Annotated in this window: 11 protein-coding genes; 4 read left to right on the top strand and 7 right to left on the bottom strand. The window is 65.1% G+C overall.

All coding sequences use genetic code 11. The annotated features are described in order from the left end of the window. Positions 1-77 precede the first annotated feature (77 nt). The 3 genes from alr to B0G73_RS08200 all read left to right on the top strand — a co-directional run bounded on the left by alr (position 78) and on the right by B0G73_RS08200 (position 3039). Positions 78-1148, top strand: coding sequence for an alanine racemase (gene alr / locus B0G73_RS08190; RefSeq protein ID WP_106279600.1), 1071 nt, complete (start codon positions 78-80; stop codon positions 1146-1148). 92 nt (positions 1149-1240) lie between these two features. Beyond that, positions 1241-2617: a DNA repair protein RadA gene (radA, locus tag B0G73_RS08195; RefSeq protein ID WP_106279602.1), complete on the top strand. Its 1377-nt coding sequence runs from the start codon at positions 1241-1243 to the stop codon at positions 2615-2617. 143 nt (positions 2618-2760) lie between these two features. Beyond that, on the top strand, positions 2761-3039 hold the full coding sequence (locus B0G73_RS08200; protein ID WP_106279604.1) for a DUF2866 domain-containing protein: 279 nt from the start codon (positions 2761-2763) through the stop codon (positions 3037-3039). 209 nt (positions 3040-3248) lie between these two features. On the opposite strand, the gene B0G73_RS08205 is transcribed toward B0G73_RS08200, so the two are convergent. Further along, complete coding sequence (locus B0G73_RS08205; protein WP_258193225.1) at positions 3249-4571, bottom strand: CaiB/BaiF CoA-transferase family protein; 1323 nt, start codon at positions 4569-4571, stop codon at positions 3249-3251. Continuing rightward, the gene (locus B0G73_RS08210; RefSeq protein WP_106279606.1) at positions 4546-6498 is read right to left on the bottom strand and encodes an ATP-binding cassette domain-containing protein; all 1953 of its coding nucleotides are present in this window, start codon (positions 6496-6498) and stop codon (positions 4546-4548) included. Before B0G73_RS08210 ends, B0G73_RS08205 begins: the two co-directional genes overlap by 26 nt. Positions 6499-6632: 134 nt before the next feature. Here B0G73_RS08210 and B0G73_RS08215 point away from each other — a divergent pair, with 134 nt between their 5' ends. Next, complete coding sequence (locus B0G73_RS08215; RefSeq protein ID WP_106279607.1) at positions 6633-7112, top strand: glutathione peroxidase; 480 nt, start codon at positions 6633-6635, stop codon at positions 7110-7112. 11 nt (positions 7113-7123) lie between these two features. Here B0G73_RS08215 and cls read toward each other — a convergent pair whose 3' ends face one another. From cls to dapD, 5 genes are all read right to left on the bottom strand, one after another. Further along, positions 7124-8575: a cardiolipin synthase gene (gene cls / locus B0G73_RS08220; protein WP_106279609.1), complete on the bottom strand. Its 1452-nt coding sequence runs from the start codon at positions 8573-8575 to the stop codon at positions 7124-7126. Between the two features lie 387 nt (positions 8576-8962). Further along, positions 8963-9847: a 50S ribosomal protein L3 N(5)-glutamine methyltransferase gene (gene prmB / locus B0G73_RS08225; RefSeq protein ID WP_106279611.1), complete on the bottom strand. Its 885-nt coding sequence runs from the start codon at positions 9845-9847 to the stop codon at positions 8963-8965. Positions 9848-9863: 16 nt separating this feature from the next. Next, positions 9864-11003 (bottom strand): succinyl-diaminopimelate desuccinylase, encoded by a 1140-nt coding sequence (gene dapE, locus B0G73_RS08230; protein WP_106279613.1) that lies wholly within the window; start codon positions 11001-11003, stop codon positions 9864-9866. Between the two features lie 213 nt (positions 11004-11216). Then, positions 11217-11582 (bottom strand): ArsC family reductase, encoded by a 366-nt coding sequence (locus B0G73_RS08235; RefSeq protein ID WP_012433461.1) that lies wholly within the window; start codon positions 11580-11582, stop codon positions 11217-11219. Next, on the bottom strand, positions 11582-12409 hold the full coding sequence (dapD, locus tag B0G73_RS08240; protein ID WP_012433460.1) for a 2,3,4,5-tetrahydropyridine-2,6-dicarboxylate N-succinyltransferase: 828 nt from the start codon (positions 12407-12409) through the stop codon (positions 11582-11584). Before dapD ends, B0G73_RS08235 begins: the two co-directional genes overlap by 1 nt. Between the last annotated feature and the right edge of the window lie 65 nt (positions 12410-12474).

The following is a 12474-nucleotide window of genomic DNA, read 5'->3' on the forward strand; positions in this document are numbered from 1 at the left end:
CACCGCCCAGCGGGCTACGGAGCGCTGAAAACGCACTGTAAGCCGCTGATTCGCAAGCGTCTTTACGAAAATATCCCATGCCGCGCCCGCTCTCAGCCACGATTCATACCTCCGCTCTCGCCAATAATCTCGCCGTTGCCCGGCGCTATGCACCGAAATCCAAAATCTGGGCCGTCGTCAAGGCCAACGCATACGGGCACGGCCTTGCGCGCGTTTTTCCGGGCCTGCGCGCAACCGACGGCTTTGGGTTGCTGGACCTCGAAGAAGCCGTGAAGTTGCGTGAATTGGGTTGGGCCGGCCCGATTCTTCTGCTCGAAGGCTTCTTTCGTCCGACCGATATCGACGTGATCGACCGCTACAGCCTGACCACCGCGCTGCATTCGGACGAACAGTTGCGCATGCTTGAAATGGCGCGCCTGTCCAAACCGGTCAATATCCAGTTGAAGATGAACACCGGCATGAATCGCCTCGGTTACACGCCGGAGAAATTCCGCGCCGCCTGGGAGCGGGCGCGCGCTGCCCAAGGCGTCGGCCAGATCACATTGATGACCCATTTCTCCGACGCCGACGGCGATCGCGGCGTGGACTATCAGGTGCAGGCGTTCGAGCGCGGTGCGCAAGGCATTGCCGGCGCGCGCAGCCTTGCCAACTCGGCGGCCACGCTGTGGCATCCTGCCACGCATTTCGACTGGGTGCGCCCGGGCATCATCATGTATGGCGCATCGCCGTCCGGCGTCACGGCGGCGATCGAAGGCACCGGCCTGCAGCCCGCCATGACGCTCGCCTCGGAACTGATCGCCGTGCAGACACTTGCCGAAGGCCATACGGTCGGCTACGGGTCGTCTTTCAAGGCGCGCGGGTCGATGCGCATCGGCGTGGTGGCGTGCGGCTACGCGGACGGCTATCCGCGCGTCGCGCCGGAAGGCACGCCGGTGATCGTCGACGGCGTGCGCACGCGGGTCGTCGGGCGCGTCTCGATGGACATGCTCACTGTCGACCTGACGCCGGTGCCGACCGCCAACGTCGGCTCGCGCGTCGAGCTGTGGGGCACCTCGCTGCCGATCGACGACGTCGCACAGGCGTGCGGCACCATCGGCTATGAGTTGATGTGCGCGGTGGCGCCGCGTGTGCCGGTGCGGGCGGAGTAAGGGTACGCAACCGAGGCACGCAACCCGGCACGCGCGCCCGGCCCCGCGGCAAGCGTTTCAATCCCAAAGAACAGCAACACAGGCAATAACGCGTGGCAAAACCCAAAACGTTGTACATCTGCAGTGAATGCGGCGGGCAATCGCCGAAATGGGCCGGGCAGTGCCCCTCGTGCAATGCATGGAACACGCTGGTCGAGTCGGTGGCGGAAGCGCCGTCCACGCACCGCTTCCAGTCGCTCGCGAAGAGCGCGCCCGTGCGCCGTCTCGCCGATATCGATGCATCCGACGTGCCGCGCTTTTCCACCGGCGTGAGCGAGTTCGACCGCGTGCTCGGCGGCGGGCTGGTGCCGGGCGGCGTGGTGCTGATCGGCGGCGATCCGGGCATCGGCAAATCGACGCTGCTGCTGCAATCGCTCGCTGAAATCGCCGCCGACAAACGCGCGCTCTATATCAGCGGCGAAGAGTCGGCCGCGCAGATTGCGTTGCGCGCGCAACGGCTTTCGTTGCTGGAGCCCGGCTCGAAGGCAAGCGAGCTGCAATTGCTGGCGGAAATCCAGCTCGAAAAAATTCAGGCGACGATCGCGGAGCAGCGGCCCGATGTCGCGGTGATCGACTCGATCCAGACGGTCTATTCCGACGCGCTGACATCCGCGCCGGGCTCGGTCGCCCAGGTGCGCGAGTGCGCGGCGCAACTCACCCGCATTGCCAAGCAGTCGGGCACCACCATCATCATGGTCGGCCACGTGACCAAGGAAGGCGCGCTGGCCGGGCCGCGCGTGCTCGAGCACATCGTCGACACGGTGCTGTACTTCGAGGGCGACACGCATTCCTCGTATCGTCTGGTGCGCGCGATCAAGAACCGCTTCGGCGCGGTCAACGAACTCGGCGTGTTCGCCATGACCGAGCGCGGCTTGCGCGGCGTGGCCAATCCGTCGGCGCTGTTTCTGTCGCAGCACGAACAGTCGGTGCCGGGTTCCTGCGTGCTGGTGACGCAGGAGGGCACGCGGCCGCTGCTGGTCGAGGTGCAGGCCCTTGTGGACTCGGCCAACGCGCCGAACCCGCGGCGCCTCGCCGTCGGTCTGGAGCAGAACCGGCTCGCCATGCTGCTGGCGGTGCTGCACCGGCATGCCGGCATCGCGTGTTTCGATCAGGACGTGTTCCTGAACGCCGTGGGCGGAGTGAAGATCACCGAGCCCGCCGCCGACCTGGCCGTGCTGCTCGCGATTCACTCGTCGATGCGCAACAAGCCGCTGCCCAAGGGGTTGGTGGTGTTCGGGGAAGTGGGCCTCGCCGGCGAGATCCGGCCGTCGCCGCGCGGTCAGGAGCGCCTGAAGGAAGCCGCCAAGCTGGGCTTTTCGGTTGCGGTGATTCCCAAGGCCAATGCGCCGAAACAGCCGATCGAAGGCTTACAGGTCGTTGCGGTCGAACGGATCGAACAGGCAATCGACCGGGTCCGCACGCTCGAATAGACCGGGGTTCGGGCGCCTGGCGGCGCCCGACGTTCTGTAATGGCCGGTAAATATCTCCATATTGGCTGTAACCTACCCGACATTCCTTTTTCCTAAGCTGCAAGGGTATGCATCCCTTCTGATGCCCGAAAAAGGATCGCGCCTTGAAACAGTCATATGAAACCGTAGCCGAACAGCCGATACAGGTGCGTGGCTGCCGCGTCTCCGCGCCTATTCGCCAGCCTTGGGGCGGCGCTTGCCGGATCGTCGAGTGGATCGACACCGCAGGGCAGATTTCCCGACGGGTGGTGGCCGAAGACGCCACGGCCGCTGAAGTCCGCGCGACGATCAATCGTCATGTGGAAGGCCGCAAGCACGTGCTGTACGACGACGAAAAGACGCCGCGTCAGACTTTGCCGCGGCAGGCGGTAGCGCGGCGCTGAGGGCTTGCGCGGCGCGGACCTGCGGGTGTGGGCGTGGTGATCGGTTTTGTGGCCCGGTTGCCGGTCATGCCACTTGAGACCGATGCCGCGGAGGGTGCGACGAAGCCAGCGCCGCTAACGCGGCTAGTGAGGCTGATCAGCCTAACGGAGCGAACGCGCTTCATATCAAGCGCGTGTTACCGACCAGCCTTGGCTGGCCCCCGCGCGCGCTACCTGATCAGCCTGTCTTCCTCGTCTGCACCGTCTGCACCGTCTGCGCTCGCCGCCTCGTAAGTCTGCGGATTGAACAGCGGATGGCGCGCGGCTTCCGCCGCCGTCAGCACCGGCGAGACGCAGCAGTCGAGCGACTCCAGTAGCAAAACCCATTCTTCCAGCGAACGCTTGCCGATCACCTCGGCGAGTTCTTGCGTGAGCGCGGCGGCGTCCGGGCCGCCGATCGCCTGGCCGAGGCTCCAATGGCGCGTGGCCCATTCAGGCCGGTCGAGCGCCATGCAGAGCGTTTCCCAGAACTTCAGTTCGAGCGCGCCGACCGCGAGCCAGCGGTTATCGAGCGTGCGGTACAGGTTGTAGCACGGCACGCCGCCATTCAGCAGGCCGGCGCCGGCGGCAGGTGCCGCACCGTCGTTGGCGAGCGCGACCTGCGCCACCACGTTGTGCGCGTAGGTGACGTGCGTCATGGAGACATCGACGAAGCGGCCTTCGCCGCCGCGCGACACATGCCATAGCGCCGCGAGAATCTGCGTGACCGCGCTGAGGGCGCCGCCGAGCAGGTCGGCAATCTGGAAATTCGGCAGGATCGGCGCGCCGTCACGGCCCGCCAGTTGATCGAGCACGCCCGCGTAGCCGATGTAGTTCAGATCGTGGCCGGCATGGTCGACGAACGGACCGCTCGCGCCGTATCCGCTGATTGCGCAGTAAACCAGCCGGGGATTGAGCGCGTGCAGTGTTTCGTAGCCGAGGCCCAGCCGCTCCATCACACCCGGCCGGAAACTCTCGATCAGGACGTCCGCTTCCGCGGCGAGAGCGCACAGCACGTTGCGTCCCGCCTCGGACTTGAGGTCAAGGCGCGTTTCGCGCTTGCCGCGATTCACGAGCCGGTAAAACGCGCCGGGCCGCCCCGCCACGCGATCGCTCGACGACTGCATCATCGTGCGAGTGGGGTCGCCGGCGCCGGGCGCTTCGATCTTCAGCACGTCGGCGCCCAGTTCGGCGAGCCGCAGGGCGGCAACCGGGCCCGGCAGCAGGCGCGTGAGGTCGAGCACGCGCAAACCCTGTAACGCGGGCGGCGCGGAGGCGGCCGGCGACGTGGCCGAACCCGCTGCCCGTGGAGTGGCCGAAGACTTGGCCGAAGCGGCAGCCGAAGATGCGGCCGGACTCGCCGCCGATGAAGCAGCCGCCGCCGCCGCCGACGCCCCACCCGAAGCCCCAGGCGTTGAGACGGATGAATTCCCGGATGACAAAGCCAAGCTCCCGTCGATGCCGGCGCGGACCTGAAACAGCGTGCCGTCAGCCGATTTGTTCGAGTTCCTCATGAGTCTCGAGCCATTCGGCTTCGAGCGCTTCGAGGCGCGCGTTCACATCTGCCTGACGGCGGATCGCCTCCGTCAGTCTGCTTTTCTGCTCGGGCTCGTAACTTGCCGGGTCGACGACGAACGCATCGAGCGTCGCCTTCTCCGCGTTGAGCGCGTCCATTTCCTTTTCGATCTTCGTGATCCGGCTTTGCAGCGGCTTTTTCAGATGCGCAAGCTTCTGACGCGTTTCCGCCTCGAGGCGTCGCTGTTCCTTGCGGTTCACGCCGTCCGGGCCACTGTCGCCGCCATTGCCGCCGCTCGCCGCTGCATTCGCCTTGAGCGCCGCGCGCTGTTCGGCCGCGTGTTGCAGCAGCCAGTCGCGGTAGTCGTCGAGATCGCCGTCGAATTCCTGCAGGCGATGTTTCGCGACCAGCATGAACTGATCCGTCGTGGCGCGCAGCAGATGCCGGTCGTGCGACACCAGAATCAGCGTGCCTTCGAACTGCGCGAGCGCCATGGTCAGCGCGTGACGTGTTTCGAGATCCAGGTGGTTGGTCGGTTCGTCGAGCAGCAGCAGGTTCGGCTTTTGCCAGATGATCAGCGCGAGCGCGAGGCGGGCTTTTTCGCCGCCGGAGAAGGGCGCGATCTTCGAGGTCGCCATCTCGCCGGAAAAATTGAAGCTGCCGAGGAAGTCGCGCAATTCCTGTTCGCGCGTGTCCGGTGCGAGACGTGCGAGGTGCTGCAACGGCGTGTCGTCCGGACGCAGCGTTTCGAGCTGATGCTGCGCGAAGTAGCCGATGCGCAGCCCCTTGCCTTCGCGCACGTGGCCGCCGAGCGCCTCGAGCGTGCCCGCCAGCGTCTTGATCAGCGTGGACTTGCCCTGGCCGTTCGCGCCGAGCAACCCGATGCGCTGACCATTCTGGATCGACAGCATGACGTGATCGACAATTGGAATCTCGACCGCGGGTTCGCCTTCGCTGCGGTAGCCGCAGCGCACGTCTTCCATCACCATCATCGGGTTCGGCGCGGAATCGGGCGTGCGGAATTCGAACGTGAATGGCGAGGACGCATGCGCCGGCGCGATCAGCTCCATCTTTTCCAGCGCCTTGACACGGCTCTGCGCCTGGCGCGCCTTGGTGGCCTGCGCCTTGAAGCGATTGATGTAGCTCTGCAAATGCTCGACCGTGCGCTGCTGCTTTTCGTACGCACTCTGCTGCAACGCGATCTGCTGCGCGCGCAGCACTTCGAATTGCGAGTAGTTGCCGCCGTAGCGCTTGATCTGCTGCTGTTCCAGATGCAGCGTCACATTGCAGACCGAATCGAGGAATTCGCGGTCGTGCGAGATCACGATCAGCGTGCCCGGATAACGGGCCAGCCAGTCTTCCAGCCAGACGATCGCGTCGAGATCCAGATGGTTGGTCGGTTCGTCGAGCAGCAGCAGATCGGAGCGGCACATCAGCGCCTGAGCCAGATTCAGGCGCATGCGCCAGCCGCCCGAGAAACTGCTGACGGGCTCGCGAGTCTGGTCGAGCGTGAAGCCGAGGCCGAGCAGCAGGGCTTCGGCGCGCGCCGGCGCGGTGTAGCCGTCGGCGTCGGCGAACGCGGCGTGCGCTTCGCCTTCGGCCGCGCCGTCATGCGCCGCGGAGGCGGCGGCAATCGCCGCTTCGATCGCGCGCAAGGCGGCGTCGCCGTCCAGCGTGTAGGCGAGGGCGGTCTTGTCCGCGGCGGGCGTTTCCTGCGCGACGTGGGCGATCTGCCAGTTCGGCGGGATCGAAAAATCGCCGCCGTCAGCGTGCAGTTCGCCGAGCAGCACGGCGAACAGCGTCGACTTGCCCGCGCCGTTCGCCCCCACCAGGCCGGCCTTCTCGCCAGGGTTGAGGGTGAACGTGGTGTTGTCGAAAAGCGGCTTGGTGCCGCGCGCGAGGCTGAACTGGTTAAAGCGGATCACGAAGAGGCCGGCTGAAGAAAACCGCTATTTTAGACTGCCGGGCCCAACACCGGGCGCTCGACCGGGATCGGCCATTCGGCCGACTGTATCGGCGAGACTTTTGGCATAGACTGACGGCTTTCACGGGGGAGCATATGACATCGATTTATTCGTTTTCGGCACGCACATTGGGCGGCGAGGAAGTCAGCCTTGGGCAGTATGAAGGCAAGGTTTTGCTGATCGTCAACACGGCGAGCGAATGCGGGTTCACGCCGCAGTACGCGGGCTTGCAGAACCTGTACGACACCTACGCCGCACGCGGACTCACGGTGCTCGGGTTTCCCTGCAACCAGTTCGGCAAGCAGGAGCCGGGCGACGCCGCGCAGATCGGCAGCTTCTGCGAAAAGAATTACGGCGTCACATTCCCGATGTTCGACAAGGTCGACGTGAACGGTGCGAACGCACATCCGCTGTTCAGTTATCTGACGGGCGAGGCGCCGGGACTGCTCGGCCTGGAAGCGATCAAGTGGAATTTCACCAAGTTCCTGATCGGCCGCGACGGCAACGTGGTGAAGCGCTATGCGCCGCTGACGAAGCCCGAGGCGATCACCGAAGACATCGAAAAGCTGCTGTGAAGGGGCGGCCGCTACAGGATCGGCGAAAAGAGACGCGCCACATGCATTAACACGCGTTTCAAAGCGGTTGCCTTGCGGTATTCGTTGCGGTCGATTTCGCGCGATTCGGCGAAGTCGGCCAGCAGCATCGTTTCGACCTCTTTGGCGAAGGCGCGGTCAACGGTCAGCACCATGATCTCGAAGTTCAGCCGGAATGAGCGGTTGTCGAGATTCGCGCTGCCGATTGCCGCGGCCACGCTGTCGATCAGCACGACCTTCTGGTGCAGGAAGCCCGGCTGGTAGCGGAAGATCCGGATCCCCGCACGCAACGAGTCGTACGCATAGAGTTTCGAGGCGGCAAACACGACCAGGTGATCGCGCCGGCTCGGAATCAGAATGCGCACGTCCACACCGCGCAGCGCCGCGAGCCGCAACGCCGCGAACACGGACTCGTCGGGGATCAGGTAGGGCGAGGTGATCCAGACCCGCTCGCGCGCCGCGTTGATCGCTTCGACGAAAAACAGCGAGCAGGTCTCCTGCTTGTCCGCGGGACCGCTTGGCACGACGAGGCAGTGCATGCCTTGCCCCGCTGCGGGGTCGGCGACCGGAAAGGGCGGCAGGTCGAACTCGGGCAACTGCTGCGTGGCCCAATGCCAGTCTTCCGTGAACACGAACTGGATGCTGGCGACCGCCGGCCCGCGCACCTCGATATGGGTATCGCGCCACGGCGAGAGCGGCGGCTTGCCGCCGAGATATTCAACCCCCACGTTATGTCCGCCGACAAACGCGCGTTCGCCATCCACCGAAACGATCTTGCGGTGATTGCGGAAGTTCAGTTGCAGGCGGTTGACGAAGCGGCGATTGGTGGCGAACGGATGCGTTTCCACGCCGCCCGCGCGCAGCGCCGCCACGTAGCGGTGCGGCAGATCGAAGCTGCCGATGCTGTCGTACAGGAAGTAGACGCGCACGCCTTGTTGCGCTTTCGCGATCAGCGCGTCTTTAAGCATCTCGCCGAGCGCGTCGTCGCGCACGATGAAGAACTGCACGATCACGTAGCGGCGCGCGTGCTCGATAGCGTCGAAGATCGCCTCGAAGGTGGCCGCGCCGTTCACCAGCGTGCGCACCGAGTTGCCAGGCAGAAACGGCATGCCGCCGAGGCGCGTGAGCGAATGCACGAGCCGGCCCCCGAGTTCCAGCGTCGGCAGTCCCGCTGACGAAGCACGCGTGTCCCATTCCGGCGGATGCGCGCGCGTGCGCAGCAGTTCGTTTTCGACGCGGCGCGCGTCCGCGTAGCCGGCGAACTTGCTGCGGCCGAGGAACAGGTATGGCACCAGCGTCAGATAAGGCATCGCGACCAGCGACACGGCCCACGCAATCGCGCCTTGCGAAGTGCGCGTGTTGAGAATCGCGTGACATGCCGCGGCCACGCCGAGAATGTGGCAGAGGGCGACCAGCGTGCCGATGTGAAGCAGGTCGAATTGCATAGGCGGCGTTGGGTTGGCGAAGCGCTGCCTGGGCCGGCTCGATGAGCGCCGGGCAGCTGACCGCGCCCATCTTACCGAACGCGCGTGCGTTGGGGGGAATGGTCGAGCCACCGTCAGGCTTGGAGGGCGAGTGCCCGAATGCGAGGTGGTCGACGTGGCAAAACATCTTTTGCGTTTGCCTGGCCGGAGGCGCGCGAGTTGGGCCTTGGGGAACCTGGTCGAGTTTTTGGCTCAAAGGGAGCGCTCGTGAGGCCTGCCTCACTCGGAAGCGCGATATTCCGCGATTGGGCGCGATTGCGAACGCCCGGAAAAGCAGCTTCGCCCAGACGCGGTGCGCACGGCACAACAACCCCGCTGCGCACCGCATCCCGAAGAAGCGATAAGACCTCAAACCGGCAAATCAGCCGCCTGGATCAGAAATACGTTGTCGTCGCCGGCGCTGGTCGAGAGCCAGACGAGATCGAGCCCGCCGAACGCCGCTTCCACGTGCTGCCGCTCGTTGCCGATTTCGACGACCAGCACGCCTTCGTCGGTCAGCCAGTTGCGCGCCTCGGCAATGATCCGCCGCACGATGTCCATGCCGTCGACGCCGCCCGCCAGCGCCATGTCCGGCTCGTGCTTGTATTCAGCCGGCAGATCCTGCATCGACGCCGCGTTCACGTACGGCGGGTTGCTGATGATCACGTCGTAGCGGCGCTCCGCGAGCGGCGCGTACAGATCGCCTTCGAACAGGGCGACGCGGTCGTCGAGCTTGTAGTCCGTGACGTTGCGCGCGGCGACTTCCAGCGCGGGCGCCGACAGATCCACGGCGTCGATATCCGCATTTGGGAACGCGTGGGCGGCGAGAATCGCGAGGCAGCCGGAACCCGTGCACAACTCCAGCACGGCGCTCACCTGCTCGGGGTCTTCCACGTAGGGCTGCAAACCATCCTGCAGCAGTTCGCCGATAAACGAACGCGGCACGATCACGCGCTCATCCACGTGGAAGCGAAAGCCGTGCATCCAGGCTTCCTGCGTGATGTAGGCGGCCGGCACGCGTTCGGTGGCGCGGCGTTCGATCACGTTCAGCACGGCGTCGATTTCAGCCGCGGTCAAGCGCGCGTCGAGGAACGGGTCCAGCAGATCGAGCGGCAGATGCAGCGTGTGCAGGACCAGATAAACGGCTTCGTCGTAGGCATTGGCCGAGCCATGGCCGAACGAAAGTTCGGCCTGGTTGAAGCGCGAGACCGCGAAACGCAGCAGGTCGCGAACGGTGGAAAACGGGAGCGTCATCGCAATAGTCCTTGGTTCAGGCGATCAGTTGTTCGAGCACGCGGCGATACACGTTCTTCAGCGGCTCGATGTGTGCGACTTCGATATGTTCGTCGATCTTGTGGATGCTGGCGTTCAGCGGGCCGAACTCGATCACCTGATTGCAGATGCGCGCAATGAAGCGGCCGTCCGAGGTGCCGCCGGTGGTCGACAATTCCGTGCTCACGCCGGTTTCGTCCTTGATCGCCTTGGCGAGCGCGTTCGACAGATCGCCGCGCGGCGTGAGGAACGGCAGGCCGCTCACGGTCCATTGCAGGTCGTAGTCGAGATCGTGCTTGTCGAGGATCGCGTGCACGCGGGCCTGCAGACCTTCCACGGTGCTCGCCGTCGAAAAGCGGAAGTTGAACATCACGTCCGCATGGCCCGGAATCACGTTGGTCGCGCCGGTGCCGCTGTGAATGTTCGACACCTGCCACGTGGTGGGCGGGAAATATTCGTTGCCGTCGTCCCAGCGTTCGGCGACGAGTTCGGCCAAGGCGGGCGCGAGCAGATGCACCGGATTCTTCGCCAGATGCGGATAGGCGATATGACCTTGCACGCCCTTGACGATCAGCTTGCCCGACATCGAACCGCGCCGGCCGTTCTTCACCATGTCGCCGAACTGCGCGCTCGAAGTCGGTTCGCCGACGACGCAATAGTCCATGCGCTCGCCGCGCGCCTGCAACGCCTCGACGACCTTCACGGTGCCGTCGGTGGCGGGGCCTTCTTCGTCGCTCGTGATCAGGAAGGCGATCGAGCCGCGATGCGCCGGATGCGCGGCGACGAACTCCTCGCTCGCGACGACGAAGCCCGCGATCGACGCCTTCATGTCCGCCGCGCCACGGCCATAGAGCTTGCCGTCACGATGGGTCGGCTCGAACGGCGCCGAGCGCCATTGTTCGAGCGGGCCGGTCGGCACCACGTCTGTGTGGCCGGCGAACGCGAGCAGCTTGCCCGCGGTGCCGTCGATGCCGCGTTTGACGGCCCACAGGTTGGTCACGCCGTTCGATTCGATGGTCTCGTGCTCGAAGCCGAGCGCGGACAGGCGCTCGATCAGGAGGCGCTGGCAATGCTGGTCGTCGGGCGTGACAGACGCGCGCGCGATCAGTTGTTCGGTAAGGGCGAGGGTGCCGGACATGGATTCGATACAGCCACTTTGAAATGAAAAAATGCCGGCTGGCGGTTGAACACCGCAGCCGGCAACAGCTTTTTGAGTCACGCGGCCGAGGCCGCGTTTTACCGCGTGTTGCGTTCGGTGCGCGCGCCGAGACTTGCGTACGCGCCGGCTAGCCACTCCGACGTTCAGCTTCGCGCGCCGATCAGACGAACCGCGCCGCTCTCACGCGAACACTCACGCGAACAGCGCCGTGTACTCGTCCGCGGAAAAACCGAGCGACTTGACGCGCCCGTTGACCACCAGCACCGGCCGCTTGATCACCGACGGCTTGTGGATCATCAACGCGATCGCACCCGACTGCGTGTCCGCGGCCGCTTTCATGTCGTCGGACAGCGCGCGCCACGTGGTGCCGCGCCGGTTCAGCAAGGCGTCGAGCTTCACGTCTTTCAGCCAGTCCTGCACGAGCGGTTCGGTCACGCCGTGTTTCTTGAAGTCGTGGAACTCGAACTCGACGCCGTGCTCTTCCAGCCACACGCGGGCCTTCTTCACGGTGTCGCAGTTCGGGATGCCGTAGACGACGGTTTTCGTGCCGCGCGCCATCAGTCGCCTCGCAGCAGCTCGTTCAGGCCGACCTTCGCGCGCGTCTTGGCGTCGACCTTCTTGACGATCACGGCGCAGTACAGGCTGTGCGTGCCGTCTTTCGACGGCAGATTGCCCGCCACCACCACCGAGCCCGCCGGAATGCGGCCGTACGTGACTTCACCGGTTTCGCGGTCGTAAATCTTGGTGCTCTGGCCGAGGTACACGCCCATCGAGATCACCGAGTTTTCTTCGACGATCACGCCTTCCACCACTTCCGAACGCGCGCCGATAAAGCAGTTGTCTTCGATGATGACCGGGTTGGCCTGCAGCGGCTCCAGCACGCCGCCGATGCCCACGCCACCCGAGAGGTGCACGTTCTTGCCGATCTGCGCGCACGAACCGACGGTGGCCCACGTGTCGACCATCGAGCCTTCGTCCACGTACGCGCCGATGTTGGTGTACGACGGCATCAGCACGACGTTCTTCGCGATGAACGAGCCGCGGCGCGCGATAGCGGGCGGCACCACGCGGAAGCCGCCGGCGGCGAAGTCTTCAGCGGTGTAGTTGGCGAACTTCGAGGGCACCTTGTCGTAGAACTGGCTGTAGCCGCCAGCCGGCATCGGCGCGTTGTCTTCCAGGCGGAACGACAGCAGCACGGCTTTCTTCAGCCACTGATTGACGACCCAGTCGCCGTCCTTCTTTTCCGCGACGCGGAGCAGGCCCTTGTCCAGTTGCTCGATGGCGTGGGCGACGGCTTCGCGCACGTCGGCGGGAGCGGCCTTCGGCGACAGTTCGGCGCGGTTTTCCCAGGCGGTGTCAATGATCTGCTGAAGTTGTTGCGACATATGCGTGCTTTATCGAAGAGTTGAAGTCTGAAGAAGGGATGCGGTGCGCGGGGTGGCGATCGACG

Source organism: Paraburkholderia sp. BL25I1N1, from assembly GCF_003002025.1.
GTDB lineage: Bacteria > Pseudomonadota > Gammaproteobacteria > Burkholderiales > Burkholderiaceae > Paraburkholderia.